The sequence below is a fragment of the Cupriavidus sp. MEYA8 genome (assembly GCF_059278825.1).
Map to the genome: position 1 here is coordinate 1,180,484 of NZ_CM181222.1, position 26,867 is coordinate 1,207,350.

Annotated in this window: 26 protein-coding genes; 16 read left to right on the forward strand and 10 right to left on the reverse strand. The window is 68.3% G+C overall.

Going from position 1 to position 26,867, the window contains the following annotated elements:
- Window positions 1–134: 134 nt before the first annotated feature.
- The 7 genes from chrA to AC5WJ1_RS22485 all read left to right on the forward strand — a co-directional run bounded on the left by chrA (window position 135) and on the right by AC5WJ1_RS22485 (window position 8,971).
- The gene (gene chrA, locus AC5WJ1_RS22455; RefSeq protein ID WP_494476963.1) at window positions 135–1,358 is read left to right on the forward strand and encodes a chromate efflux transporter; all 1,224 of its coding nucleotides are present in this window, start codon (window positions 135–137) and stop codon (window positions 1,356–1,358) included.
- Window positions 1,359–1,628: 270 nt separating this feature from the next.
- Window positions 1,629–2,285, forward strand: a complete 657-nt coding sequence (locus tag AC5WJ1_RS22460; protein WP_135703316.1) for a PepSY-associated TM helix domain-containing protein — start codon at window positions 1,629–1,631, stop codon at window positions 2,283–2,285.
- Window positions 2,286–2,360: 75 nt separating this feature from the next.
- Window positions 2,361–2,885, forward strand: coding sequence for a DUF2271 domain-containing protein (locus AC5WJ1_RS22465; RefSeq protein WP_195430316.1), 525 nt, complete (start codon window positions 2,361–2,363; stop codon window positions 2,883–2,885).
- A gap of 19 nt (window positions 2,886–2,904) precedes the next feature.
- Window positions 2,905–3,771, forward strand: coding sequence for a DUF4198 domain-containing protein (locus AC5WJ1_RS22470; RefSeq protein WP_434034347.1), 867 nt, complete (start codon window positions 2,905–2,907; stop codon window positions 3,769–3,771).
- Window positions 3,772–3,782: 11 nt separating this feature from the next.
- Window positions 3,783–4,811 (forward strand): FAD:protein FMN transferase, encoded by a 1,029-nt coding sequence (locus AC5WJ1_RS22475; protein WP_205751605.1) that lies wholly within the window; start codon window positions 3,783–3,785, stop codon window positions 4,809–4,811.
- On the forward strand, window positions 4,808–6,406 hold the full coding sequence (locus AC5WJ1_RS22480; RefSeq protein ID WP_494476964.1) for a sulfite reductase subunit alpha: 1,599 nt from the start codon (window positions 4,808–4,810) through the stop codon (window positions 6,404–6,406). The genes AC5WJ1_RS22475 and AC5WJ1_RS22480 overlap by 4 nt, the downstream gene beginning before the upstream one ends.
- Window positions 6,407–6,532: 126 nt before the next feature.
- Window positions 6,533–8,971 (forward strand): penicillin acylase family protein, encoded by a 2,439-nt coding sequence (locus AC5WJ1_RS22485; RefSeq protein ID WP_195430304.1) that lies wholly within the window; start codon window positions 6,533–6,535, stop codon window positions 8,969–8,971.
- 123 nt (window positions 8,972–9,094) lie between these two features.
- Here AC5WJ1_RS22485 and AC5WJ1_RS22490 read toward each other — a convergent pair whose 3' ends face one another.
- Window positions 9,095–9,772, reverse strand: coding sequence for a type 1 glutamine amidotransferase domain-containing protein (locus tag AC5WJ1_RS22490; protein WP_133095622.1), 678 nt, complete (start codon window positions 9,770–9,772; stop codon window positions 9,095–9,097).
- Window positions 9,773–9,888: 116 nt separating this feature from the next.
- Between AC5WJ1_RS22490 and AC5WJ1_RS22495 the strand changes: the two genes are divergently transcribed.
- Window positions 9,889–10,824, forward strand: coding sequence for a LysR family transcriptional regulator (locus AC5WJ1_RS22495; protein WP_135703312.1), 936 nt, complete (start codon window positions 9,889–9,891; stop codon window positions 10,822–10,824).
- A gap of 43 nt (window positions 10,825–10,867) precedes the next feature.
- Here the strand turns inward: AC5WJ1_RS22495 and AC5WJ1_RS22500 are convergent, their stop codons facing one another.
- Together AC5WJ1_RS22500 and AC5WJ1_RS22505 are read right to left on the reverse strand one after the other, a co-directional pair.
- Complete coding sequence (locus tag AC5WJ1_RS22500) at window positions 10,868–11,560, reverse strand: SDR family NAD(P)-dependent oxidoreductase (protein ID WP_135703311.1); 693 nt, start codon at window positions 11,558–11,560, stop codon at window positions 10,868–10,870.
- A gap of 184 nt (window positions 11,561–11,744) precedes the next feature.
- On the reverse strand, window positions 11,745–12,701 hold the full coding sequence (locus AC5WJ1_RS22505; RefSeq protein WP_434034350.1) for a LysR family transcriptional regulator: 957 nt from the start codon (window positions 12,699–12,701) through the stop codon (window positions 11,745–11,747).
- 213 nt (window positions 12,702–12,914) lie between these two features.
- Between AC5WJ1_RS22505 and AC5WJ1_RS22510 the strand changes: the two genes are divergently transcribed.
- The 4 genes from AC5WJ1_RS22510 to AC5WJ1_RS22525 all read left to right on the forward strand — a co-directional run bounded on the left by AC5WJ1_RS22510 (window position 12,915) and on the right by AC5WJ1_RS22525 (window position 16,554).
- Window positions 12,915–13,862: a hydroxymethylglutaryl-CoA lyase gene (locus AC5WJ1_RS22510; RefSeq protein WP_434034351.1), complete on the forward strand. Its 948-nt coding sequence runs from the start codon at window positions 12,915–12,917 to the stop codon at window positions 13,860–13,862.
- A gap of 8 nt (window positions 13,863–13,870) precedes the next feature.
- Window positions 13,871–15,028 (forward strand): CaiB/BaiF CoA transferase family protein, encoded by a 1,158-nt coding sequence (locus AC5WJ1_RS22515; protein WP_494476965.1) that lies wholly within the window; start codon window positions 13,871–13,873, stop codon window positions 15,026–15,028.
- A 73-nt stretch (window positions 15,029–15,101) separates the two neighbouring features.
- Complete coding sequence (locus AC5WJ1_RS22520; RefSeq protein WP_135703307.1) at window positions 15,102–16,091, forward strand: Bug family tripartite tricarboxylate transporter substrate binding protein; 990 nt, start codon at window positions 15,102–15,104, stop codon at window positions 16,089–16,091.
- A gap of 76 nt (window positions 16,092–16,167) precedes the next feature.
- A complete protein-coding gene (locus AC5WJ1_RS22525; protein WP_494476966.1) occupies window positions 16,168–16,554 on the forward strand; it encodes a DUF427 domain-containing protein in 387 nt (128 codons plus the stop codon).
- Window positions 16,555–16,568: 14 nt separating this feature from the next.
- Here the strand turns inward: AC5WJ1_RS22525 and AC5WJ1_RS22530 are convergent, their stop codons facing one another.
- From AC5WJ1_RS22530 to AC5WJ1_RS22555, 6 genes are all read right to left on the reverse strand, one after another.
- A complete protein-coding gene (locus tag AC5WJ1_RS22530; RefSeq protein ID WP_494476971.1) occupies window positions 16,569–16,874 on the reverse strand; it encodes a hypothetical protein in 306 nt (101 codons plus the stop codon).
- Between the two features lie 56 nt (window positions 16,875–16,930).
- Window positions 16,931–17,350 (reverse strand): cupin domain-containing protein, encoded by a 420-nt coding sequence (locus AC5WJ1_RS22535; protein ID WP_135703304.1) that lies wholly within the window; start codon window positions 17,348–17,350, stop codon window positions 16,931–16,933.
- 100 nt (window positions 17,351–17,450) lie between these two features.
- Entirely contained in the window at window positions 17,451–18,269 is an 819-nt protein-coding gene (locus tag AC5WJ1_RS22540; RefSeq protein WP_135703303.1) for a GntR family transcriptional regulator, read from the reverse strand.
- A gap of 89 nt (window positions 18,270–18,358) precedes the next feature.
- A complete protein-coding gene (gene puuE / locus AC5WJ1_RS22545; RefSeq protein ID WP_494476554.1) occupies window positions 18,359–19,348 on the reverse strand; it encodes an allantoinase PuuE in 990 nt (329 codons plus the stop codon).
- 32 nt (window positions 19,349–19,380) lie between these two features.
- A complete protein-coding gene (locus AC5WJ1_RS22550) occupies window positions 19,381–20,115 on the reverse strand; it encodes an aspartate/glutamate racemase family protein (protein ID WP_029045211.1) in 735 nt (244 codons plus the stop codon).
- 45 nt (window positions 20,116–20,160) lie between these two features.
- Window positions 20,161–21,693 carry an NCS1 family nucleobase:cation symporter-1 gene (locus AC5WJ1_RS22555; RefSeq protein WP_135703301.1) on the reverse strand — a complete coding sequence of 511 codons (1,533 nt, stop codon included), beginning with the start codon at window positions 21,691–21,693 and terminating at the stop codon, window positions 20,161–20,163.
- A 707-nt stretch (window positions 21,694–22,400) separates the two neighbouring features.
- Here AC5WJ1_RS22555 and AC5WJ1_RS22560 point away from each other — a divergent pair.
- The 3 genes from AC5WJ1_RS22560 (at window position 22,401) to AC5WJ1_RS22570 (ending at window position 23,282) form a co-directional block, all read left to right on the forward strand.
- The gene (locus AC5WJ1_RS22560) at window positions 22,401–22,613 is read left to right on the forward strand and encodes a hypothetical protein (protein WP_343657333.1); all 213 of its coding nucleotides are present in this window, start codon (window positions 22,401–22,403) and stop codon (window positions 22,611–22,613) included.
- Between the two features lie 65 nt (window positions 22,614–22,678).
- Complete coding sequence (locus AC5WJ1_RS22565; protein WP_133095676.1) at window positions 22,679–22,945, forward strand: type II toxin-antitoxin system RelB/DinJ family antitoxin; 267 nt, start codon at window positions 22,679–22,681, stop codon at window positions 22,943–22,945.
- A complete protein-coding gene (locus tag AC5WJ1_RS22570) occupies window positions 22,938–23,282 on the forward strand; it encodes a type II toxin-antitoxin system YafQ family toxin (protein ID WP_494476972.1) in 345 nt (114 codons plus the stop codon). Before AC5WJ1_RS22565 ends, AC5WJ1_RS22570 begins: the two co-directional genes overlap by 8 nt.
- On the opposite strand, the gene AC5WJ1_RS22575 is transcribed toward AC5WJ1_RS22570, so the two are convergent.
- The gene (locus AC5WJ1_RS22575) at window positions 23,180–24,724 is read right to left on the reverse strand and encodes an amino acid permease (protein WP_494476555.1); all 1,545 of its coding nucleotides are present in this window, start codon (window positions 24,722–24,724) and stop codon (window positions 23,180–23,182) included. The genes AC5WJ1_RS22570 and AC5WJ1_RS22575 overlap by 103 nt on opposite strands.
- A 371-nt stretch (window positions 24,725–25,095) precedes the next feature.
- Between AC5WJ1_RS22575 and AC5WJ1_RS22580 the strand changes: the two genes are divergently transcribed.
- Window positions 25,096–26,760: a phospholipase D family protein gene (locus AC5WJ1_RS22580; RefSeq protein ID WP_135703297.1), complete on the forward strand. Its 1,665-nt coding sequence runs from the start codon at window positions 25,096–25,098 to the stop codon at window positions 26,758–26,760.
- Window positions 26,761–26,867: the final 107 nt, after the last annotated feature.

A 26,867-nucleotide genomic window follows, 5' to 3' on the forward strand; every position in this document is an offset into this window, starting at 1 on the left:
AGCGCTTATTTTTTATGGGTGGCATGCGAGACGTGCTGCTGCCGGCTCTTGTCGCGCCGTTGCCCCCGGAAATCCGGCAGAATCGGCGCGTTGCACCGACGTAGCCTTTCTTATCTCCATCGATCCCCGCGCACATGGCCACCTTGCCGAGCCCCTCCGAAAACACCCACCGCCACGAGGGGCCGCTTGCCGTGTTCCTGGTGTTCCTGCACCTCGGCCTGACGTCGTTCGGCGGTCCGGTTGCGCACCTGGCGTTCTTCCGCGATGAGCTGGTGCGGCGCCGCCAGTGGCTGAGCGAGGCCGCCTATGCCGACGTGGTCGCGCTGTGCCAGTGCCTGCCTGGCCCAGCCAGCAGCCAGACCGGGATCGCGCTGGGGCTGTCGCGCGCGGGGTACGCTGGCGCGCTCGCCGCATGGCTGGGTTTCACGCTGCCGTCGGCATTGCTGATGATCCTGTTCGCGCTGGGCGTCTCGCACTACGGCATGGCCGCGGCACCCGGGGTGCTGCACGGGCTCAAGCTGGTGGCGGTGGCGGTGGTGGCGCAGGCGGTGTGGGGCATGGCGCGCACGCTGTGCCGTGGCCCGGTGCGCATCGCCATCATGATCGCCGCCACGGGCGCGGTGCTGGCGCTGCCGGGGGCGTGGACGCAGGTGGCGGTGATGGCCGTTGCGGCGCTGGCGGGCGCCTTGCTGCTGCGGCCGGCGCTGGCCGGCACGCATGAGCCGCTCGGACTGCCGGTCAGCCATCGTGCCGGGGCGCTGCTGCTGGTGGCATTCGCCTTGCTGCTGGCCGGTCTGCCGGTGCTGGCGCAGTTGAGCGCCGATCCCGCCGTGCGCCTGTTCGATGCCTTCTACCGCGCTGGCGCGCTGGTCTTCGGCGGCGGCCACGTGGTGCTGCCGCTGCTGGACGCCGAAGTGGTGGCGCCCGGCTGGGTCGGCAAGGAAACCTTCCTCGCCGGTTACGGCGTGGCCCAGGCCATGCCCGGCCCGTTGTTTACGTTTGCCGCCTTCCTGGGCGCCTCGTCGCAGGTGCCGCCGTCCGGCTGGGCCGGCGGGCTGCTGTGCACGGTGGCGATCTTCCTGCCCGGCGCGCTGCTGGTCATCGGCGCGCTGCCTTACTGGGATAGCCTGCGCCGCAACGGCCGGGCACAGGCGGCTCTGGCCGGCGTCAACGCGGCCGTGGTGGGGCTGCTGCTGGCGGCGCTGTGGCAGCCGGTGTGGGTCAGCGCGGTGCGCGGGCCGCTCGATATCGTGCTGGTCGCGCTGGCGCTGGTGGCGCTGATGCTGTGGAAGCTGCCGCCCTGGCTGGTGGTGCTGGCCAGCGGCGTGGCGGGGTGGGCGGCGGGCACGTGGTTGTAGCGCCGCTGTCATAGTGGCTATAGCGGCGCATCCGAGGAGGGCGCGCGCCGCACACACACAAAGCCTGACCCTTGTAATGCGCCGTAACCTGACGCGCCCGGAACCGTTTGCGCATTCAAATGCGAACGATTATCCTTCTCTCCTGCGTCCGTCATTGTGATGGCAATGGCACAACCCCTGCGTCTTGTGTGCAAGGCGGCGCTCCAGCTTCCCAGGATTCCCAGCAGGGCCGGCCGCCGGTCCTACCGGGGCCAGCCGCCTACCACCGCGATGACCGAATCCCAGCCAGCTTCCGGCCAGCAGCGCCGCGCGTTCTGGCTCAAGCACCTTCACCAGTGGCACTGGATCAGTTCCGCGATCTGCCTGATCGGGATGATGCTGTTTGCCGTGACCGGATTTACGCTTAACCACGCATCGCAGATCGAGGCAAAGCCCGCGGTCGAGACGCGCCATGCCACCGCCCCCGCTGCGCTGCTCGACACGCTGCGCGCGCAGGAGCCCGCTGGCGACGGCAAGGCCCGCGATCGCAAGGCGCCCGTGCCCGAAGCGCTGGCCGCCTGGCTGGCACAGGCGCTCGATGTCGATGCCGGCGGGCGCGAGGCCGAATGGTCGGCCGATGAAATCTACGTGGCGCTGCCGCGCCCGGGCGGCGATGCCTGGGTCAGCCTTGAGCTCGACAGCGGCGAGGCCCAGTACGAGAAAACCACGCGCGGCGCGATCTCCTACCTGAACGACCTGCACAAGGGCCGCAACACCGGCCAGGCATGGAGCCTGTTCCTGGATGTGTTCGCGCTCGCGTGCCTGGTCTTCAGCGTCACCGGCCTGTTCCTGCTCAAGCTGCATGCGGGCGGGCGGCTGGCGACCTGGCCGCTGGTCGGCCTGGGGCTGGTGGTGCCGCTGCTGCTGGCGGTGTTGTTCATTCACTGAGCCTGGCCCTGGCCAGGCACGCCGGCATCCCGATCGATTTTCCTGCTGCATCTCACTGACGAGGTTTCTCCGAATATGCGCCGACTGCTCTCCGTCACCCTGACCGGCATGGCCACGGTCCCGTTCGCGGGCCCCGCGCTGGCCGCCGACCTGAACGTCAAGGTGGAAATCCCGCGACTTAACGTGGCCGAGTACCACAAGCCCTATGTGGCGATGTGGGTCGAGCGCGCCGACCAGAGCCCGGTGCAGACCCTGGCGGTCTGGTATGACGGCAAGCTCAAGGAAAACGAGGGCACCAAGTGGCTCAAGGACATGCGCCAGTGGTGGCGCAAGGCCGGCCGCGACCTGAACATGCCGGCCGACGGCATCTCGGGCGCGACCCGCGCGCCGGGCGAGCACACGGTCAGCTTCCGCGACGGCAAGAACCCGCTGGGCAAGCTGCCGGCGGGCGACTACCAGCTGGTGGTCGAAGCCGCGCGTGAAGTCGGCGGACGCGAGCTGGTGCGCGTGCCGTTCACCTGGCCGCCGCAAGCCGCACAGACCGCCCGCGCCAAGGGCGACCACGAACTCGGCGGTGTCACCGTCGACCTGAAGCCGTAATCCTTCCCGGAGCCCGACGATGAAACCCGCCGCCAACCTGTCTGCCATCCTGTCCCCCGCCCGTTCCCGCATGGCCACCCACATGGCCACCAACCTGGCCGTGCTCGCCCTGGCCGCGCTGGCGCCGCTGGCCGCGCACGCGCACCGCCAGTGGCTGCTGCCGTCGGCCACCGTGCTGTCGGGCAACGATTCGTGGGTGACCGTGGACGCCGCGGTCTCCAACGACCTGTTCTACTTCGAGCACGTGCCGCTGCGCCTCGACAACCTGCAGGTGACCGCACCGGACGGCAGCGCCGTCAAGGCCGAGAACGCGGCGACCGGCAAGTACCGCAGCACCTTCGACGTGCACTTGACGCAGCCGGGCACGTACCGCGTGGCGGTGGTCAACCAGGGCCTGTTCGCCAGCTACAAGGTCGATGGCCAGGCAAAGCGCTGGCGCGGCTCGGCGGAGAACTTCGCCAGGGAAGTCCCGGCCAACGCGCAGGAGCTGACGGTCACGCAGGCCGAAGGGCGGGTCGAGTCCTTCGTCACCGCCGGCAAGCCCAGCGACAAGGGCCTGCGCACCACCGGCCGCGGCCTGGAGCTGGCCCCGATTACGCATCCCAACGACCTGGTCGCAGGCGACACCGCCAGCTTCCGCCTGCTGCTCGACGGCAAGCCCGCCGCCAATCTGAAGGTCGAGGTGGTGCCGGGCGGCATCCGCTATCGCGACAAGCTGCAGGAGCTCAGCGTCACCACCGACGCCGACGGCAAGTTCAGCGTCAAGTGGCCGGCGCCCGGCATGTACTGGATGGAAGCCGAGGTGCGCGACGACAAGGCGACCTTCAAGCAGGCCAAGTCGCGCCGCGCGACCTACGCGGTCACGGTAGAAGTGCTGCCGCAATAAGCATTGCGCTGATGAACCGCATCCTGGTCCCCGTCGCGCTGCAAGCACCTCCGGTGCCGCCCGCGCGCGATGGGCGGCAGCACCGCTGGGGCGGCGCGAGCATGGGCACGACCTGGTCGGTCGTGGCCATGTTGCCGCCGGCTGCGGATGCCGATGCCATCGGCGCAGGCATCGCCTCGGTGATCGACGGCGTGATTGCGCAGATGAGCAACTGGGAGCCGGATTCCGATATCAGCCGCTTCAACCGCGCCGGGGCGGGCAGCTGGCACGAGCTGCCGCCCGATTGCTTTGCCGTGCTGCAATGCGCGCTGCAGGTGGCGCGCGACAGCGGCGGCGCATATGACCCGAGCGCCGGGCCGCTGGTCGACCTGTGGGGTTTCGGCCCGGCGCCGCGGCGCGGCGCGCCGCCGTCGCCCGATGCCGTCCAGGCAGCGCGCGGCCGCTGTGGCTGGTCGCGCATCGAACTCGATGACGATGCAAGGCGCGCGCGCCAGCCCGGCGGCGTGTCACTGGATTTCTGCGCCATCGCCAAGGGCTTTGCCGTCGACGCGGTGGCGCGCTACCTCGACACGCAGGGTTTGGCGCACCACCTGACCGAGATCGGCGGCGAACTGCGCGGCCATGGCGTCAAGCCTGACGGCATGCCGTGGTGGGTCGCGCTGGAAGCGCCGCCGGGCCTGGGCAGCGACGAACAAGAAAAACAGGAAAAACAGCACGGGCAGACCCTGCTGGCATTGCACGGCCTGTCCGTCGCCACCTCCGGCGACTACCGCCGCTACTTTGACCGCGACGGCCGGCGCTATGCGCATACCATCGACCCGCGCACCGGCTACCCGGCCAGCCACGCGCTGGCTTCGGTCACGGTGATCCACCCGCAGTGCATGCTGGCCGATGCGCTGTCCACCGCGCTGACCGTGCTCGGCCCCGAGGCCGGCATGGCGCACGCGCGCCGCCACGGCATTGCCGCGCGCTTCCTGGTGCGCACGCCGGGCGGTTTCGACGAACATCTTTCCCCGGCTTTTGCCGCGATGCTGGCATGAGCCGTCCCATCCTTTCACCCTTTGCCGGCGCCAGCTGGCTGGCGCTGGCCGGCGGCGTGGCGCTGTCGCTGCTGGGACCGTCGCGCAGCGCCATCGCCGCCGGCGTGGTCGCCGCCTATGCCGGCTTCTGCGGCACGGTGCTGGCGACCCACCGCCAGCGGCGCACGCGCGTGGCGGCATTGGCAGGCACCACGGACGGCGCCACGCTGGTCGCCTATGCCAGCCAGACCGGGTTTGCCGAGCAGCTCGCGCTGCAGACCGCGACCGCGCTGCAGGGCGCCGGCATGCCGGTGCAATTGCTGTCGCTGGCCGATGTCGATGCCGGCCGGCTGGCCGCCTGCCGGCAGGCGCTGTTCGTGGTCAGTACCACCGGCGAGGGCGACGCGCCCGACAGCGCCTGCGGGTTTGCGCGCCGGCTGCTGGCTGGCCGCGCGGACGGGCTGCGCGAGCTGCGCTACGGCATCCTGGCGCTCGGCGACAGCAGCTACGCGCGCTTCTGCGCCTTTGGCCACGCGCTCGACCACTGGCTGCAGCGCCATCGCGCGCAGCCGCTGTTCGACCTGATCGAGGTCGACAACGGCGATGCCGGCGCGCTGCGCCACTGGCAGAACCACCTGTCGGCGCTCAGCGGCGGCGCCGAGATTGCCGACTGGGAGCGCCAGCCCTACGGCGACTGGGTGCTGGCCCAGCGCCGCCACCTGAATCCCGGCAGCCACGGCGCGCCGGCGTTCCACGTGGTGCTGGAGCCGCGGGACCGCGACGCGCTCGACTGGCAGCCGGGCGATATCGCCGAAGTCGGCCCATGCCATGCGCCGGCCGAGGTCGCGCGGCTGCTGGCGCGCCTCGCGCTGGACGGTGCCACGCCGGTGCGCTGCGACGCCCGCGACCTGACGCTAGCCGAGGCGCTGGCCACGCGCATGCCGCTGCCCGACGTCCACTTTGCCGCGATGCAGGCCGTACCGCCGCAGCAGCTGGTCGATGCGCTGTCGCCGCTGCCGCACCGCGAGTATTCAATTGCTTCGCTGCCGCAGGACGGCCGCCTCGAACTGCTGGTGCGGCAGGCGCGCCGCGACGACGGCCGGCTGGGGCTGGCCTCCGGCTGGCTGACCGAGCATGCGGCCGTGGGCGCGCGCATTGCGCTGCGCATCCGCGCCAACCGCAGCTTCCATCCACCCGCCGACGATCGGCCGCTGATCCTGGTCGGCAACGGCACCGGGCTGGCCGGCCTGCGCGCCCACCTGAAGGCGTGCGCCGCGGCGGCACGGCGCCGCAACTGGCTGCTGTTCGGCGAGCGCTCGGCGCAGCATGAAGCCTTCTTCGCCGACGAACTGGCCGCATGGCGGGCCGACGGCACGCTGCAGCGTGTCGACCACGCCTGGTCGCGCGACGGCGCCACGCCGCACTACGTGCAGGACGCGCTGCGCGCGCAGGCGGCGCTGGTGCGCGAGTGGGTGCAGGAAGGCGCGGCCATCTATGTTTGCGGCAGCCTGCAAGGCATGGCCGGCGGCGTCAACGAGGCCCTCACGGAAATCCTCGGCGAACCCGCGCTGCGCCAGCTTGCCGACGAGGGCCGCTACCGGCGCGACGTCTACTGATTGCACCACGTGCCGTGCGGAGATCGGCCGCGCCTTCCTTTACCCACTCGCGCCCCGGCCGCGCATGCACTATCTTCGGTGTGGACTGCAAAGCATTTGCAGCGAACACAAAACCGAGGAGACCTGATGCGACGCACCCCCCGCCGCCTTGCCGCTGCGCTGGCTTTGGCTGCCACCACCGTTGCCACCACCATCCCCGCCGCCATGGCCGAGGCGCCCGCGCGCGCCGACCGCCTGGCCGTTCCCGGCCTGGAGAAACCCGCGACCGTGCTGGTCGACCGCTGGGGCGTGCCGCATATCTACGCCGGCACGCTTTACGACGCCTTCTACGTGCAGGGTTTCATGGCAGCGCGCGACCGCCTGTGGCAGATCGACCTGTGGCGCAAGCGCGGCCTCGGCGAGATGGCGAAGGACTTCGGCCCCGCCTATGCCGACGGCGACCGCATGGCGCGCGCGGTGCTGTTCCGCGGCGACATGTACCGCGAATGGCTGGCCTACGGCTCCGACGCCAAGCGCGTCGCCGAGGCCTTCGTTGCGGGCGTGAACGCCTACGTGGCGCTGACCGAGCAGAAGCCGGAACTGCTGCCGCCCGAGTTCCGCAAGCTCAACTACAAGCCCGCGCGCTGGCAGGCCGAGGATATCGTGCGCATCCGCCACCACGGCCTGACGCTGAACTTCACCGGCGAGATCGATCGCGCCCGCCTGTTCTGCGAAGCCAAGGCCGATGCCGTGCGCGCCGACTGGATCCGGCGCGAGCTCGACCCGCCGGTCGAACCCAGACTCAGCGCCGGCCTCGATCCCTGCACGGTGCCCGCTGCCGAGCTGCGCCGTGCCTACGAGCTGGCCACCGCCGCTGCGCGCTTCCCCAAGGACGCATGGAGCGGCGCCCAAAACGCCAGCATCCCGCTCGACCAGCTCTACGCACTGGTCGACCCCAACAGCGACACCGGCCGCAGCCTCGGCTCCAACAACTGGGTCATCGGCGGCAAGCGCACCACCACCGGCCGGCCGATCCTGGCCAACGACCCGCACCGCTCGCATGGCGCGCCCAGCCTGCGCTACATCAGCCACCTGAACGCGCCCGGCATGTCGGTGATCGGCGCGGGCGAGCCGTTCCTGCCAGGCATCTCGATCGGGCACAACGGCACCATCGCGTTCGGCCTGACGCGCTTCTACATGGACCAGGAAGACCTCTACGGCTACGAGCTGAACCCGGCCAACGCGCGCGAATACAAGTACAAGGGCCGCTGGGAGCCGATGGAGACCGTCACCGAGGAGATCGTCGTCAAGGGCGAGTCAGCACCGCGCAAGGTCACCGTCGACTTCACCCGCCACGGCCCGGTGCTGTACGCCGACGCCGCGCGCGCCTGGGTGCTGCGCGCCGCGTGGCTCGACTACGGCATGGCGCCGTACTTCGGCTCGATGGACTACATGCGCGCGCGCAACTGGGACCAGTTCCGCGCCGCCATGAACCGCTGGGGCGCGCCCGGCGAAAACCAGGTCTATGCCGACACCGGCGGCAATATCGGCTGGATCCCCGGCGGCCTGACCGTCAAGCGCCCCAACTGGGACGGGCTGACGCCGGTGCCGGGCGACGGCCGCTATGAATGGGCCGGCTACCGCAACATGGACGAGCTGCCGTGGGCCTACAACCCGGCGCCCGGCTATATCGTCACCGCCAACGAGAACAACATCCCGCCCGAGCATCCGGCGGCAAAGCCGGGCGTGGGCTACGAATGGAGCGACAGCTCGCGCGCGCGGCGCCTGAAGGCGGTGGTGGGCGCCAGTCCGCGCAGCTCGGTGCAGGACTCGATGGCGTGGCAGAACGACACGGTGTCGCTGCCGGCGCAGCGCGTGGTGGCGCTGCTGAAGGACGTGCGCAGCGACGACGCGCAACTGGCGCGCGGCCTTGACCTGCTGCGCGGCTGGGACGGAAACGAACGCGCCGACAGCGCCGCGGCGGCGTTGTTCGAAGTCTGGTTCAGCAAGCACCTGCGCCCGGCGGTGGTGCGCGCGGCCTTGCCCGCCGATGCCGCCCGGCTGGTCGGCGCCGGCGATGCAGCGCGCGTGGTCGCGGTGCTGGAGCAGCCAGATCCGTGGATGCCGGCGGCGCGGCGCAATGCGGTGATGCTCGAATCGCTGAAGGCCGCGCTGGCCGAGGTGGAAGGCAAGCTCGGCCCCGACCCGCGCGGCTGGCAATGGGGCAAGCTGCACACCGCGGTGTTCACGCATCCGATGGACCCGATCCTGAACGACGCCGAGCGGCAGCAGTTCAACATCAACGCTGGCCCGATCGGCGGCTCGGCCTTTACGCCGATGAATACCAGCTACCGAAACAACGATTTCCGGCTGACCGCGGGGGCCTCGTTCCGCATGGTGCTGGATGTTGGCAACTGGGATGGCTCGCGCGTGATCAACACGCCGGGGCAGTCGGGCAATCCTGCGAGCGCGCATTACCGCGACCTGGCGCCGTTGTGGGCCAAGGGGGAGTATTTCCCGCTGGTTTATACGCGCAAGGCGGTGGAGAGGGTGAGCAGGGAGAGGTTGGAGCTGGTGCCGCAGTAAGAACCTTCAACCGGCGCATCGCACGCTCAACCGTCTGCCGCAAGCTACCACCCCCTGCAAGCGCACCTCTCTCCCGCAAGCGGGCGAGGGGAGCAAACCGCCAGCAGTTGGAAGACTCTCGCCTTACTTCAACAACCCCAACACCGCCTCAGCCCCCGCCTCCGACGACGCCGGGTTCTGCCCCGTCACCAGCCGTCCCGCCACCGCAACGTGGCTGGCCCAGTCATCTCCTCGCGTAAACCGCCCGCCGCTGGCCTTCAGCACATCCTCCACCAGGAACGGCACCACCTCGGTGAGCTGCACCGCCTCTTCCTCGCTGTTGGTAAAGCCCGTGACTTCCTTGCCCTGGACCAGCGGCTGCCCGTCCGCGCCCTTGACGTGCCGCAGCACCCCCGGCGCATGGCACACGGCGCCCACCGGCTTGCCGAGCCGGTCGAACTGCTCGATCAGCGCGATCGAACGCTTGTCTTCCGCCAGGTCCCACAGCGGGCCATGGCCGCCGGGATAGAACACGGCGTCGAAGTCGTCGGCCTTTACCTGGTCCAGCGTCAGTGTGCTGGCCAGCGCCTGCTGCGCGGCGGTGTCGGCGCGGAAGCGGCGGGTCGCATCGGTCTGTGCATCCGGATCGTCGCTCTTGGGATCGATTGGCGGCTGGCCGCCTTTGGGCGAAGCCAGCGTGATGTCGGCGCCGGCGTCCTTGAAGACGTAGTAGGGCGCGGCGAATTCCTCCAGCCAGAAGCCGGTCTTCTTGCCCGTATTGCCAAGCTGGTCGTGCGAGGTCAGCACCATCAGGATTTGCATGTTCGTTCTCCGGTTTTGCGTCCACGGTCAGCCGGGGCAGCCCCGGCATTGGCAACATCCTACGCAGCTGGATATGATTCGAAAACTTCGAATCTTCGATTTCTGCCATCCAAAAAATGAATATCGTCAGCAAGGACCTGAACCTGCTCTACGTCTTCCATGTGCTCTACCAGGAAGGCAATGCCTCGCGCGCGGCGGCGCGCATGGCGCTGAGCCAGCCGGCGCTCAGCCACAAGCTGAACCGGCTGCGCGACGAACTGGGCGACCCGCTGTTCGTGCGCGCGCCGCGCGGCCTGACGCCGACGCCGCGCGCGCACGAGCTGGCACCGCAGGTGCAGCGGCTGGTGGCGGAACTGGATGCCTTCTACGAGGCCTGCGATGGCCGCGATTTCCTTGCGCGCGGCGAGGCCGTCCATCTCTACACCACCGACTACATGGAACAACTGCTGCTGCCCGCGCTGCTGCCGCGGCTGCGGCGCGACGCACCCGGGCTGGTCGTGGTCACGCATAACACCCGCGGCGAGCTGCCGCGCGAGGAACTGGAAAAGGGCACCTGCGACCTGGCGATCGCGGGGTTCTACGAAGACCTGCCGGATACCTTCCACCAGCAGCGGCTGTGCAGCGAAGACTTCGTCGTGCTGGCATCCAGGTCCAACCCGCACCTGGCGCGCGGCCTCGATCTCGATGCATTCCTGGCTTGCGAGCACCTGCTGACGACGCTGACCGGCGACCTCAACGGCGTGGTCGACCGCGCGCTGGCGGCGCAAGGGCGCAAGCGCAAGGTGGTGGCGGGGCTGTCGAGCTTCCTGGCGCCGAGCCGGCTGGTGCGCGGCACGGCCTTGCTGCTGACCTGCCTGCGGTCGGTGGCGGATGAGGCGGTCGCGCGCGACCCGGACCTGTTGCTGCTGCCGGTGCCGTTTGCCTTGCCCAGGGTGGAGATGATGCAGATCTGGCATGCCCGCACCGACGCCGACCGGCTGCGGCGCTGGCTGCGCCAGCAGATCCAGGAAGTGGCCGGCTCGCTGCAGCCGCAGCCGCTGTTGCAGCCATAGCCGCAGGACAGGCCTGCGGCGCGCAAGCCGGCCCGGCCAGCGGTCAGGCGCGGTTGACCACTGGCACCAGCGCCCCCTGCACCGCGCGCGCGGCGTCGGAGGCGAGGAACAGGATCACGTCGGCCAGCGCATCGAGGGCGACCCAGCGCGAGGTATCGGCATCCGGCATGGCCTGGCGGTTCTCGGGCGTGTCGAGGATGCTGGGCAGCACCGCGTTGACGCGGATGCCCTGGTCGCGCAGCTCGGCCGACATCGATTCGGTGACACGCGCCAGCGCGTCCTTGGAGGCGCAGTAGGCGCCCATCTGCGCCAGCCCGCGCGCCGCCGAATTGGCGCCCACGTTGACGATGGCGCCGCCGCCGGCGGCCAGCATGTGCGGCACCACCGCGCGCGCCATGTTCAGCACCGTGCCCACGTTCATGTCGAACAGGCGGTTCCAGTCTGCGGTGCTGGTCTCGTGGATGCCCGTGCCCATGGCGAAGCCGCCGGCCAGGTTGCACACCACGTCGATGCGCCCGCACGCCTGCACGGCTGCGCCGATGGCCTTGGCCAGGCTGTCCGCATCGAGCAGGTCGGCCTGCAGGGCCAGGTGGCCGCTGCCGACTTCCGGCAATGGTGCGTCGTGACGGTCCAGCAGCACCACGCGCGCGCCCGCCTGCGCAAAGGCGTGCGCGACCGCGCGGCCCAGGTTGCCGCGTGCGCCGGTGACCAGTACGTTCTTGCCGTTGAAGTTCATTTGCGTGCTCCTGCGCCGTGGCGGCGCGCATTGTCGTGATCAGGTTTCGCCCGGCTTTTTTCTTCTTCGACCATCGTGGCCGGCAGCGAAAAACGCAAGCCAGTCTACGCAACGGCACGCAACATAAGCTTGCGAAAACGCCTCGGGGTAACCCTCGAAACGCACGAGAAGTTGCGCGCGCGGCTTACCGTTTGCGCCGCGCCGGGGTCTGCGCGGGCACAACGCCTGAAGCGGCCGCTTCCTTCGCCGCGGCTTCTTCCAGGAACTGCACCAGCAGCTGTGCCGCGGGCGACAGCAGCGAGAAGTCGCGGCAGCAGATCGCAAAGCGCCGCCGCGCCCAGTCGTTGCGCAGCGGGATCACGCGCAGGCCAAAGGCCGTGGCGACCAGTGTGGCGATCTCCGCCGGGATGATGACGATGCCGAGTTCCGCGCGCACGCAGCGCAGCGCGGCGTCGAAGGTGGACACCACCGCGCGATGCGCCATGCGGCGGCCCAGGATCGCGGCATAGCGCGTTAGCATGATCTGCACCGCGGTCTGTGCCGGCATGGCGATCTGGTCGTAGTCCAGCGTGTCTTCGAACAGGCAGGTATCCGCGCGCGCCAGCGGGTGCCCCGCGTGGACGACGGCGGCGAGGTGGTCGGTGCGGTAGGGGCGGGTCTGGAAGCCTTCCAGGTCGGCCGCGTCCCAGCAGATGCCCAGCGGCGCCGTGCCGTCGCGCAGCGCGCGCACCACTTCGCTGCTCAGGCTCTCCTCGATCGTCACGCGCACGTCGCGGTGCGCCGGCAACTGCATGAAGGCGGCGATGTCGTCCGGCAGCGATTCCGCCATGGTCGACACCGTGGCGAGCAGGCGCACCTGCCCGCGCACGCCGGAGCCGTAGTCAACCATGTCGCGCGTCACGCGGTCGGCCGCCGCCAGCATGGCGCGCGCATGACCCAGCACGATCTCGCCGGCGGGGGTGGGGATGACACCGCGGCGGCGGCGTTCCAGCAGCGTGGCGCCGACCGTCTCTTCCAATTGCGCCAGCCGCTTGCTGATGGCGGACGCAACGATGTGTTCCTGTTCGCCCGCGCGCGCCATGTTGCGGGTTTCGCAGACGGCGACGAACAGGCGCAGCGTGGTGAGGTCGAGGTCTCGCATGGCGGGGCAACTTGATTTCCGGATTGGAATGCTACGCCGCCTGGAGGCGCAATGACATCGCATCCGGGAAATCCCGAAGCGTGACAGAGGGCACGTGATGACTTTCCGTTTCGGCATGTCTGGATGCGTAAACCATCGCTTCAGCTTGCCTGGAGAAACTCATAGAGTTATCCCGTCGCCCCCGCACGGACGCCTCACCAGTCCCCGAGAACCATGACCCTTTCCTTCCCCAGCCAGGCCGTGATCCGCGAAGTCGGTCTGCGCGACGGCCTGCAAAGCATCCGCACCATCCTGCCCACCGCCAGCAAGCTCGCCTGGATCCGCGGCGCCCACGCCGCCGGCCTGCGCGAACTGGAAGTCGGTTCGTTCGTCCCCGCGCGCCTGTTGCCGCAACTGGCCGATACCGCCGAACTGGTCGCGTTCGCGCGCACGCTGCCGGGTATGTTCACGTCGGTGCTGGTGCCCAACCTGCGCGGCGCGCAGGACGCGCTGGAGTCTGGCGCCGACCTGATGATCGTGCCGCTGTCGGCCAGCCACGCGCACAGCCTTGCCAACCTGCGCAAGACGCCCGATGAAGTCGTGGCCGAAGTGGCGCGCATCCGCGCCGCGCGCGATGCCAGCGGCGCGAAGACGCTGATCGAAGGCGGCGTCGGTACTGCGTTCGGCTGCACGCTGCAGGGTCATGTCGATGCCGATGAAGTGCTGCGGCTGATGCAGGCGCTGCTCGATGCCGGCGCCGACCGCGTCAGCCTGGCCGATACCGTCGGCTACGCCGATCCGGCCATGGTGCGCGAGCTGTTCGCGCGCGCCATCGCCATCGCCGGCGAGCGCTTCTGGTGCGGCCATTTCCACGACACGCGCGGGCTCGGCCTGGCCAATGTCTATGCCGCGCTCGAGGCCGGCGTGACCCGCTTCGACGCCTGCCTGGCCGGCATCGGCGGCTGCCCGCACGCGCCCGGCGCCAGCGGCAACGTTGCCACCGAAGACCTTGCCTACCTGCTCGGCAGCATGGGCATCGATACCGGCATCGACATCGGGCGCCTGCTGGCGCTGCGTGAAGACGTGGCCGGCTGGCTGCGCGACGAGACCCTGCACGGCACGCTGTGGCGCGCCGGCCTGCCCAAGACCTTCGCGGCCGAGCGCGTCGCGGCCACCGTTTGAGAACCAACATGCCCCAAGACAGCAACAGCAACGCCCTGCCGCTCGCCGGCGTGCGCGTGGTCGAATTCACGCACATGGTGATGGGCCCCACCTGCGGCATGATCCTGGCCGACTTCGGCGCCGAGGTGATCAAGGTCGAGCCGCCCGGCGGCGACAAGACGCGCAGCCTGCCGGGCCTGGGCATCGGCTTCTTCCGCGCCTTCAACCGCAACAAGAAAAGCGTGGTGCTCGACATCACCACCGACGAAGGCCGCGCCGCCGCCGCCGAGCTGGCGGGCCAGAGCGACATCCTGCTGGAGAACTTCCGTCCCGGCCTGATGCAGAAGCTGGGGCTGGACTACGCCACGCTGTCGCGCGACTACCCGCACCTGATCTACGTCTCGCACAAGGGCTTCCTGCCCGGCCCGTACGAGAACCGGCTGGCGCTCGATGAAGTCGTGCAGATGATGGGCGGCCTGTCCTACATGACCGGCCCGAGCGGCCGGCCGCTGCGCGCCGGCACCTCGGTCAACGACATCATGGGCGGCATGTTCGGCGCGATCGGCGTGCTCGCCGCGCTGCGCGAGCGCGACCGCACCGGCAAGGGGCAGGAGATCCAGAGCGCGCTATTCGAGAACTGCGTGTTCCTGGCCTCGCAGCACATGCAGCAATTCGCGATGACCGGCGAGCCGCCGCCGCCGATGCCGTCGCGCGTGTCGGCGTGGAGCGTGTATGACGTGTTCACGCTGGCGCAGCACGAGCAGCTTTTTATCGGCGCGGTCAGCGACAAGCAGTTCGTCACGCTGTGCCACGTTCTGGAGCATCCGGAACTGATCGACAAGCCGGAGTACGCCAGCAACACCGCGCGCGTGGCCGTGCGGGCGCAACTGCTGGAAGAACTGGGTGCGATCCTGCGCCACCATCGTTCCGCGGAACTCGCGCCGAAGCTCGAAGCGGCCGGCATTCCCTATGCGCCGATCGTGCGCCCCGACCAGTTGCTCGACGATCCGCACCTGCTCGCCAGCGGCGGACTGGTGCCGATGCAGGCCGACGACGGCTCGACCACGCCCACGGTGCTGCTGCCGTTGCTGATGGGCGGCCGCCGCCCCGGCGTGCGCAGCCCGCTGCCGAGGCCCGGCGAGCACAATGAAGAGATCCTGGCGCAGCTCGGCAAGGGCCGCGGCTGAACTGCGCCTGCCCGGCAGGCCGCGGCACAGCGGCGCCGGCATCGCCCGACGATAACGATACGGAGACAAATCCATGCAACGTCGCACCCTGCTCAAGTCCGTGCTGGCAATTTCCGCCACGCTCGCCGTTTCCCTCACCGTTCCTGGCTTAGAAGCGCTCGCACAGGGCGGAGCGGGCAAGCCCGTGCGCCTGATCCTGCCGATCAGCGCCGGCTCCGGCGTCGACACCATCGCTCGTGCCGCGGGCCCCGCGCTGGGCAAGGCATTCGGCCAGCCGGTGGTGATCGAGAACCTGCCTGGCGCGGGTGGCATCACTGGTGCCGCGGCCGTGGTCAAGGCGCAGCCCGACGGCAGCACGCTGGGGCTGGTATCGAACAACCACGTGATCAACCCCAGCGTGTTCCGCGCGATGCCGTTCGACGCAATCAAGGACATCACGCCGATCAGCGTGATCGGCACCACGCCGCTGGTGCTGGTGGTCAACCCCAGGGTGCCGGCGAAGAACGTAAAAGAGCTGGTGGCGCTGCTCAAGGCCAGGCCCGATGGCTACAACTACGCGTCGTCGGGCAACGGCACCATCATCCACCTGGCCGGCGAGATGTTCCTGGACGAGGCGGGCGTGACGGCACGCCATGTGCCGTACAAGGGCACCGGCCCGATGATCAACGACCTGCTCGCCGGGCAGGTGGAAATGGGCGTGGTCGCGCTCAATGCGGTGGCGCCGCACCTGAAGGCCGGCACGCTGCGCGCGATCGGCCTGTGCGGCGACAAGCGCACGGACGCCGCGCCGGACATTGCCACCATCGCCGAACAGGGTTTGCCGCGCTACAACGTCGCGGGCTGGTTCGCTGTCATCGGCCCGGCCGGCATGCCGGCGCCGGAAGTCAGGCGCGTGCACGATGCCTTTGCCAGGGCCTTCACGTCGCCCGAAGTGCTGGAAGCGATGAAGAAGCAGGGCACGGTGGTCGAGCCCGGCACGCCCGAAGCCGCTGCAGCGTTCTTCCGCAGCGAAGCCGCGCGCTACGCCGCGCTGGTGAAGAAGGCCAACGTCAAGGTCGAATAGGCCGGCGACCACACACGCGGCACATAAACCGGCAAGCGCCTAGAATGTCCTGATCCCGCCATGCAGGAGCACGAAGATGCCAGGCAAGCCCGTCAAGATACCCGGCCCCGACCATCCCATCACTATCACGCCGACACAAGGACGAGTGGTGGTGAAGGTGGCGGGCCGTATTGTCGCCGACAGCACCGCGGCGCTGACGCTCCAGGAAGCCAGCTACGCGCCGGTGCAGTACATCCCGCGCGCCGATGTCGACATGGCGCAGCTCGCACGCAGCGATCACGCCACCTACTGCCCCTACAAGGGCGACTGCAGCTACCTCTCCATCCCCGCCGCCGGCGAGCGCGGGCGCAATGCGGTATGGAGCTACGAGACGCCTTACGACGCGGTCGCCGCGATTGCGTCGCACGTGGCCTTCTACCCGGATCGCGTCGACAGCATCGATATCGGCGGCATCGGCGATTGAATGTGCCGGCGCAGTCAGGGAGACAGCGCCGCGTCGACCATGGCCACGGCCAGTCCCGTCAGCAACGCCAGAGCGGAAGCGATAAACCACCGTACGGTCTTGCGATATTCCTCCACCGCATCGTCCTCGATGCGCAGCGCGCGGAACAGCGCCACGATCTGCAGCGAGACTGCCGCCAGCAGCGAGATCGCGGCGAACACCGCGCGCACGTTCCAGTGGCCCGGGCTTTCGAAGCCCCAGAAGCGCCAGAACGCCAATGAAAAGCCCAGCAGCACCGTGATGGCGGTGATGATGCCCTGGCGGTAGCCGCTGGGCACCAGCGGTGGTACGGGCCCTGGTGGCGTAGCGGGCTCGGTGGGCGGTTCCTTCGGGCGCCTCAGCCGCGGCCTTCGGGCAGTTGCACCGCGGCGAGGGTGGCGTCGTCAGTACCGATAACCCTGCTGACGTGCCCCTTGCCCGTGGTGTCTTCCAGCAGCAGCGCACTGCCCGCGGCAAGCGGCCGGCGCTCGCCATCGCTGGCTTCGAACTCCATCGCACCGGCCAGCACGAAGATCCACATGCGTATCGGCGACGGGTGCAGCGTGCCGACCCAGCCGGCCGGCACCAGCAGGAACCCCTGTCGCGCCGCATCGGCCAGCGGCGATATCCAGAAGGCCCGCGCGGGCGGGGCAAACAGCCTCTCCGTGATGGCCACGGAAACCGGGCCGAAGTGGGATTCGCCGTCGGCATCGGCATAGAGACGCTCGAAGGCCAGCGGCGGACGCTGGGTTGTGACGGTTTCGGCAGTGGCAGCCATGACACCCCCTGCGGCGCATTGCAAGTGCGGGTTGTTATCCACGCAGTCTAGGCTGCCATGCGGCGAGTGCAATACCAGGCCGGCGCACCGGGTGCTTCAATCAACCCTTGCTGAAGATGCTGTAGAAGTCGGGCGCGCCGCTGTCGGGCATGCTCAGGTCGAGCGAGCCTTCGATGTGCTCGAGGTGCTCGGCCATCAGTGCGCTGGCACGCGCGGCATCGCGCTGCTCGATGGCATCGATCAGCTGGCGGTGCTCGTGCTCGGCGCATGCGGGTGCGCCGGGGCGGTCGTACAGCGTGATGATCAGGCAGGTGAGCGAAACCATCTCGCGGATCAGTTTTTCCAGGATCGCATTGCCGGCCATCTCGGCCAGCAGGATATGGAATTCGCCGGACAGCCGGATCATCGCGGCGCGGTCGCCGCGGGCGCGAGCGTTGTCCTCTTCCATGGCATGGCGGCGCAGGCTGCGGACCTTGGCCGGCGTGGCGCCCAGCGCCAGCTCGGCGGCCAGCGCGGGCTCGACCACGCGGCGGGCCTGAAAGACCTCGCGCGCCTCGTCGACGGTGGGGCTCGACACGAAGGCGCCGCGGTTGGGCACCAGCGTCACCAGCTTTTCATGCGCGAGGCGGGCGAACACCTGCCGGATGCGGGCGCGGCTGGCGCCGGTGACTTCGCACAGGCGTTCTTCGACCAGCTTGGTGCCGGCCAGGAGGCGATGCTCCATGATCGCCGTCAGCAGGCCAAGGTAGATGGCCTCGGTGGCGGAGGCCTCGCCGGCGGCGGACTCGTTGCCGGCCGGTTCCTCCGGGGTGGCTGGCGGGACGGGCCTGGGTGCGGCTTTCGGTGCCGCTTTGGATGCGGGCCGGCGCGGCGCTTTTGCCGCGGCGCCGGGCGCCGCGTTCTTCGATGTGGTTGCCATATCAGGGTACGGACAGTCGGGCTGTCGCCGGAAGTGGCGACGAAACACGGCTATATCGTACACAAATATGGCGACGCGGACGTTCCTGGTCAGGCCGTCGCGGCTTCCTTCACCGGGTTGGCAACGGCAGCGCCAGCCGTCGCGGGGCGGAACGGATGCGCCTGCGCCCAGTGCCGCGCGATGTCGACACGGCGGCAGATCCACACCTTGTCATGGCCCTGCACATAGTCGAGGAAGCGCTGCAGCGCGCGGAAGCGGCCGGGGCGGCCGAGCAGCCGGCAGTGCATGCCGATCGACAGCATCTTGGGGCTGTCCTGTCCTGCGGGATCGCCTTCCTCGTAGAGGACGTCGAACGAATCCTTCAGGTACTGGAAGAACTGCTCGCCGGTGTTGAAACCTTGCGGCGTGGCAAAGCGCATGTCGTTCGAGTCCAGCGTGTACGGCACCACCAGGTGCGGCTTCTTCTCGCCGCCGGTGACTTCCACCTCGGTCCAGAAGGGCAGGTCGTCGCCGTAGTAGTCGGAGTCGTACAGCAAGCCACCGTGCTCGACCACCAGCCGGCGCGTGTTGGGGCTGTCGCGCCCGGTGTACCAGCCAAGCGGCAGCTCGCCGGTCAGCTCCTTGATGATCCGCATGCCGATGCGCATGTGCTCGCGCTCGGTGGCCTCGTCGATGTTCTGGTAGTGGATCCAGCGCCAGCCGTGGCAGGCGATCTCGTGGCCCAGCTCGACGAACGCTCGCGTCAGCTCCGGATGGCGCTGCAGCGCCATCGACACCCCGAAGATGGTCAGCGGCAGGCCGCGCTTCTCGAACTCTCGCAGGATGCGCCAGACGCCCGCGCGCGAGCCGTATTCATAGATGCCCTCCATGCTCATGTGGCGGTCGGGATAGGCTGCGGCGCCGACGATCTCGGAGAGGAACTGCTCGGAGGCGGCGTCGCCGTGCAGCACGCAGTTCTCGCCGCCTTCTTCGTAGTTGAGGACGAACTGCACGGCGATGCGCGCGCCGCCCGGCCAGCGCGCGTGGGGAGGCTGGGCGCCGTAGCCGGTCAGGTCGCGGGGATAACGTGTCTGGAGCATGTTGCGCGATAAGGTAAGAGGTTCTGGAAACATCAGTTCAGCGCATACGGCGCCAGCATGCCGGCATACGCCTTGGGCAGCGGCCGCGCCCAGTCGCCGCGCTTGCTGGTGGCCAGCCGCACCGAGACCATCGCCTCGGCCAGCTTGACCGCGCACGTCACGCCGTCGATCACCGGCGCGCCGATGGCGTCGGCGATCTCGTCGCACAGGTCGGTCATGCCGGCGCAGCCGAGCACGATGCATTCGCTGCGGTCTTCCACCAGCGCGCGGCGGCAGGCCTCGGTGATGATGCGGCGCGCGTCCGAGCCGGGGCGCTCCAGGTCGAGCACCGGCAGGTCGCAGGCGCGCACGTTGCTGCAGAAGCGCTTCATGCCATAGCGCTCGGCCAGGTGCCAGGCGATATTGCAGGTGCGCGCCAGTGTGGTCACCACGCTGAAGCTGCTGCCGACCATGCTGGCCATGTGCATCGCCGCCTCGGCGATGCCGATCACCGGGCCGCGCGCCACCTCGCGCGCCGCGTACAGGCCGGGGTCGCCGAAGCAGGCGATGACGTAGCCGTCCACGCCTTCCTGTTCGCCGGCAAGGATCTCGTCGAGGATGCCGGGCACCGACAGCGCCTCGTCATAGTGGCTCTCGATCGAGGCCGGGCCCATGCGCGGGCTGACCGCGCTGATGCGCGTGCCCTGCTCGGCCACGGCGCGGGCGCACTGGCCGATCTTCTCGGTCATGCTTTCGGTGGTATTGGGGTTGATGATCTTCAGCTTCATGGGACGCGGCTCTGGGATGGATGCTGTCGAAGGAGTGATGTCGTTTCAAGCCTGGCTGGAGGCAGCGGCGGGCGCGGCCAGGTGGCCCGGCATCATGCGCGGTGCCAGCTGGCGGTACAGCACCAGCGCGATGCCCATGCCGATGAACCAGCTGTAGTTGGCCGCAGCCTGCCAGGCCGGCACCACCACGCACAGGATCGGGATGATGGCCGCGGGGATCATGGTGGCCACCGCCGCCGGGTTGAAGCCGTTGCGGTACCAGTAGCGGCCGCGCGGGTTCAGCGTGTACAGGTCATCGACTTCCACGTGCTGGCGCCGCACCAGGTAGTAGTCGGCGATCAGGATGCCGAACAGCGGGCCGATGAAGGCGCCCAGCACATCCAGCGTGTAGTGGATCACGGCCGGGTTGTTGTACAGGTTCCAGGGCGTGATGAAGATCGAGGCCACCGCGGCAATCATGCCGCCCGTGCGCCAGCTGATGTGCTTGGGCGACACATTGGAGAAATCGAACGCCGGCGATACGAAGTTGGCGACGATGTTGATGCCGATGGTCGCGGTCATGAAGGTGAAGGCGCCCAGCAGCATGGCGAAGGTGCTGTCGATATGGCTCACCGTCTCAACCGGGTCGGTGATCAGCTTGCCGAACACCGGCAGCGTAGCCGAGGTGGTGATCACGGTCAGCAGCGAGAAGCCCAGGAAGTTGACCGGCAGGCCCCAGAAGTTGCCGCGCTTGACCGACTTGAAATCCTTGGCATAGCGCGAGAAGTCGCCGAAGTTCAGCATCGGGCCGGAGAAATACGACACCACCAGTGCGATCGCGCTCAGCATCACCGGCACCGCTTCCCAGCCGGTGTACTTGACGAAGCTCAGCGTGAAGTTGACGTTTTCCCAGCCGGCCTTGTTCACCAGCCAGATCGCCAGCGCGATCATTACCACGTACACCGCCGGGCCGGCCCAGTCGATGAACTTGCGGATGGTCTCCATGCCGGTCCAGAAGACCAGCGCCTGCAGCACCCACAGCACCATGAACGCAGCCCAGCCCAGCGTCGACAGCCCGGCGAGGCCGTGCAGCTTGACGTCGGCATATGGCGCCAGCGATGGGAAGAAGTGCAGCGCCAGCACCAGGAAGGCGCTGGACGCAAGGTAGGTCTGGATGCCGTACCACGCCACCGCGATCAGTCCGCGGATGATGGCCGGGATATTCGCGCCGAGCACGCCGAACGAGGCCCGGCAGATCACCGGGTAGGGCGTACCGGTCACCTGGCTGGGCTTGGCCACCAGGTTGCAGAAAAACTGCACGATCACGATCCCGACCAGCAGCGATACCAGCACCTGCCAGCTGGTCAGCCCAAGCGCGAACAGGCTGCCGGCGGTGATGTAGCCGCCCACGCTGTGCACGTCGGACATCCAGAAGGCAAAGATGTTGTAGGTGCCCCAGGTCTGCTTGCGCAGCGGCGCCAGGTCCTCGTTGGTCAGCCGCTCGTCGTAGGTGGGCTTGATCAGGGCATTGCCGTGTGCGGCATGCCCCGCCTGCTGCGCGCCGGCGGTCGCATCTGGCGTTACGGTCGTTTGCATCATCTGAGTCTCCTGGCAGATGGTTGTCTTGACGATAGGCGAACGTGCGGCTGTCTGGCTCTTTCGTGCGCCATGGGATTGCTTGCTGTGCTGTCTACTAAATTGTCTACAAAATCTGTTTGGTGTGTAGACGATGTTGTAGATCACGGTTTGGTGATTGTCAACATTCGTTTTCCCGAAAGAGCGAGGCGGGTAGACATGCTGGCGGGTAGGCAGAGGGAAGCTGCAATATGCGGAACAGGGCACATGAATGCCGTCCCGGCGAGGGGCGCCTTGCCGCAGATAAAAGACACGTGGCAGGGGAAGCCGCGGCCGCCCTATTGGATCGGGCGCAGTGCATGGCAAGGTAAGATCCCGACCCGATCACCTGCGCGCCGTTGAACCTGGCGGCCAGTTGCGGCAGCACGGCATCTAGCCAGCCTCGGGCAATGGCAGTTTGTCGTTGGCGAAGTGCCCAGCACTACCGCTACCGGTTATCCGTCCCCAAGGTTCAGAAGGACGAGGCGAAGGGTACGGTGACGAGGCTGGACAGCGCCTTGCATGCGGCCATGACGAGAGCGCTTGCTCAAGTGAGCAGCGAAGTCGCTCGCGATGTAGGCCCGCCGCAGGACAAGCCCTTGTGCCCCGTCCCCGACACGGTCAAGGACGACGACCGCGATGCCTACTAAAGCTACGGCGCGGGCCACTACGCCTATGAAATCGTGAGGGATATGCCAGTCTGGGTTGGCCGCCAATGCTTTATCGGGCGCCTGATCGACTGGTTCGGCGGCTATTCACGCAAGGATGGTCTGTTCGCGCAACTCTGGGTGCGCAACCTGAAGGGCGATGCTGAGCAGACGTATGCCGTCCACGGCTTGCGCACCGCCATCGCAGGCGGGATCAAGTTATCGGTAGGCAAGGTCGAAGGCGACAACGGCATGTAGCCTGCCTCGCGGCCGCCCAACAAGTAGTTGCTCGTCCACTTCGTTATTGTCCGCAGGAGCCTGCCATGTCCGCCTCGACTTTCGTTCGTGCCCGGATCGATCAGCAAATCAAGGAAGAGGCCGCGGCCGTGCTGGAAGCAATGGGTTTGACCGTTTCCGACGCCGTCCGCATGCTGTTGACCCGCATCGCGCTGGAGCAGGCTTTGCCTTCGGGGCTGATAACTCCGAACCCTGCAACCATTGCCGCGCTGAAAGAAGCGCGGGCCGGCGGCCTGCGCAAATTCGGGTCCGTGGCGGCGTTGATGGCGGATCTCAACGATGAGGATGAATGAACTGACGAGCCAGTTCAGACGAGACTACAAACGCGAATTGAAAGGCCCATACCGGTCGGCGTTGCAGGGCCAGAAAAACGAACTTTCCGCCACCATCGAATTGCTGGCGCGCGACGAGGCCTTGCCTGCACGATGCCGCGACCACGGCCTGGTCGGCGCGCCGCGCGCCTGCCTCAAGCATAGCGTGCGGCCGCCCGGGGACGGGCGGCACAGTGCCATCCGCGGGACTGGCCCCTATTCTCCCGGAACCGGAACCGGAACCGGAACCGGAACCGCGGCGCGCGTAGCCACGCCATTGGCGCCGGCCGGCAGCGCGGGGAATTCCATCTCGGCATAGCGCACGAAGCGGGTCTTGCGCACGATGCGGTAGCCCGCCCAGATCGCGAGGAAGATCGGGATGCCGATATAGGTGGCGGCCACGCCGACCCAGTCGATCCTGCCGCTGGTGAAGGCCTGGTAGTTCTGGCCCAGCGTGACGATCAGGCACAGGGCGAAGGCGAAGATCGGTCCGTAGGGAAAGAATGGCGAACGGTAGGGCAGGCGCGACAGGTCATGGCCCTGCGCGACGAAGCCCTTGCGGAAGCGGTAGTGGCTGACCGCGATGCCCAGCCACGCGATGAAGCCGGTCATGCCCGACAGGTTAAGCAGCCACAGGTACACGGACTTGCTTTCGAACAGCGAGGTGAGGAAGCACAGCGCGCCCACCGCGGTGGTCGCCAGCAGCGCCAGCAGCGGCACGCCGTTGCGCGTCAGCCGCGCGAAGATGCGCGGCGCGCGCCCCTCGGTGGCGAGGTTGTACAGCATCCGGGTCGAGGCGTACATGCCGGAATTGCCGGCCGACAGCACCGCGGTCAGGATCACTGCATTCATCACGCCGGCGGCAAAGGCCAGGCCGGCATGGCGGAACACCAGCGTGAACGGGCTCACGCCCACGGTCTGCACGTCGCTCTTGAGCAGGCTGGGGTCGGTGTAGGGGATCAGGATGCCGATGATCAGGATCGCCAGCACATAGAACAGCAGGATGCGCCAGAACACCTGCCGCACCGCGCGCGGGATGTTCTTCGCCGGGTCCGCCGATTCGCCGGCGGCCACGCCGATCAGCTCGGTGCCCTGGAACGAGAAGCCGGCGATCATGGCCACGCCGATCAGCGCCGGCAGCCCGCCGACGAAGGGCGCATCGCCAAGGGTCAGGTTGGCCAGGCCGTTCGCCGCCGGCATGTCGCCGCGCAGGATGCCGAAGATCATCAGCGTGCCGATGCCGATGAAGGCGATCACCGTCACCACCTTGACCAGCGCGCACCAGTACTCGGCCTCGCCGAAGCCGCGCACCGAGATGGCATTGAGCGCGAACATCAGGCCGAGGAACAGCGCGCTCCACAGCACGCCTGGCGTGTCGGGGAACCAGTACAGCATCACCAGCTGCGCCGCGGCCAGTTCCACCGCGATGGTCACCGCCCAGTTGTACCAGTAGTTCCAGCCCAGCGCGAAGCCGAAGCCTTCGTCGACATAGCGCGCGCCGTAGGTGGCGAACGATCCCGATACCGGCATGTACGCGGCCAGTTCGCCCAGGCTGGTCATCAGGAAATACACCATCGCGCCGATCAGGATGTAGGCGGCCAGTGCGCCGCCGGGCCCGGCCTGCGCGATGGTGGCGCCCGACGCCACGAACAGCCCGGTGCCGATCGAGCCGCCGATGGCGATCATGGTGAGATGGCGGGCGCGCAGCGTGCGGCGCAGCGTTGGCGCTGGCGCGCCGGAAATGGAAGGTTGGCTGGACATCGGGACTTGGGTCGGGACGCGCAAAAGCGCGCAACTATGCCGGGGATCGGCCGCGGAGGCAACGCGGCCGGAGGTTCCGCCGGGGCGGCCTACCGGCCGGTATATACAACTGGCTACGCGGCGGGATCATAAGAGAAAACGCAGTGCAGGAAAAGCCGCAAACTTGACGCCACCCAACGCAAGTCATGCCGCAGCGCACAAGCCATGTAGGACAACGACCCCGCCTGGAAAGGAATGGCACCGCTGCCGTCACCTGTTGCCGCGGTGTATTGTCGTGATAGCGGGGCCTGGCACGCCACATGCGGTCTGTATGGAGTTGACTGCATCGCGCGTCCCGGCCCGGCGCCTTTCCGGCGCAGGGAGCTCCATGGATGTTCCAGACTTTCTTCTGCCACTATCCGTCCGATACCTGCCGCCAGCGGCCGCAACCGCTGGCAGCGCTGCCGCTGGCGATCACGCTGACGCTGGCGCTGGCCATGGGGCTGACCGGTTGCGCAAGCCTGCCGGCATCGGCCCAGCGCCCGCCGTCCAGCGCGCCGGCCGCCACCGCCACTGCCGCGGACACGCCGCTGGGCAAGGCGCTGGCCCCGCGCCTGGCGCAGCGCCCGGGCGAGTCGCTGTTCTACCCGCTCTCGTCAGGCCCCGATGCGCTGGCCGCGCGCCTGGCGCTGGCCCGCGCGGCGCAGCGCAGCCTTGACCTGCAGACCTACATCCTCGAGCCGACCGGTACCGGCGCCGCGGTGCTGGGCGATATCATCGACGCTGCCGACCGTGGCGTGCGCGTGCGCATGCTGCTCGACGACCTGCGCACCGGCGGCGAGGTAGACAAGGTCCTGTCGGCGGTCGATTCGCATCCCAATATCGAAGTGCGCCTGTTCAACCCGTTCGCCAACCGCAGCCTGCGCTGGCTGGAAATGCTGGCGGACTTCAGCCGGCTGGACCGGCGCATGCATAACAAGTCGATGACGGTGGACAACCAGATGTCGGTGGTGGGCGGGCGCAATATCGGCGATGCCTACTTCTCCGCGCGCACCGACATGGATTTCAGCGACCTCGACGTGCTGATCGCCGGCCCGGCCGTGCCGCAGGTATCCGCGGTCTTTGACGAATACTGGAATGACGAGTCTTCCTACCCGGTGGTGGCGCTGATCCCCGAGGGCAAGGAGGCGCCAGTGGAAATGCGCAACCTGCGCAAGCGCCTCGAGGCGCGCGGCGACCAGGCCAAGGCCAGCCAGTACGTGCAGGAACTGCTCGACTCGGGCCTGGCCAAGGGCATCGAAAGCGGCCGCATGCCGGCCTACACCGGCAAGGCTACGGTGGTCTCCGACAAGGCCGCCAAGATCACCCACCAGACCCATGACGATCCCGGCCATGCCACCGCCCGGCTGGAGAAGATGATCAGCGGCGCGCAGAAGGAAGTCCTGCTGATCTCCCCATACTTCGTCCCCGACGATGACGGCGAAGCCTGGCTGATCGCGATCGCAAAGCGTGGCATCCGCGTGCGCATCCTGACCAATTCCTTCTCGGCCACCGACGTCAGCGCCGTGCACGCGGGCTATGCCCCGCACCGCGAGGCACTGGTGGCCGCCGGCATCGAGCTGTACGAACTCAAGCCCAGCGCCTATGCCGAGCTGGCGCAGCGCGGCAAGGCCGCCAAGGGTTCGCGCTCGCGCTCCTGGCTGTCGTCCAGCCGCGCCAGCCTGCACGCCAAGAACTACATCGTCGACCGGCGCCTGGTGTTCATCGGCTCCCTCAACATGGATCCGCGCTCGGCCAAATTGAACACCGAGATGGGCATCGTGCTCGACAGCCCGGCGCTGGCCGAGCGCATGATCAAGACCACCGAGGACGGCCTGCTCGACATGGCCTACCGCGTCGGCGTGCGCACCGATGCCGACGGCAACAACGCGCGGCTGACGTGGACCACGCGCGAGAACAGTCAGCTCACCACCTACGACAGCGAGCCCGGCATGGGCGCACTGCAGCATCTGGGCATCGGTGTACTGCGTGTGCTCCCGATCAAGAAAGAGTTGTAAACATCGCTGCACGGCGCCGACGCGCCTTTCCTGAACCATCGTTTGCGGTTATGGTTTTTCGCTTCATTGCACCGTGCCGTCCCGGCACGCCCGCCGCAAAGGAGCGT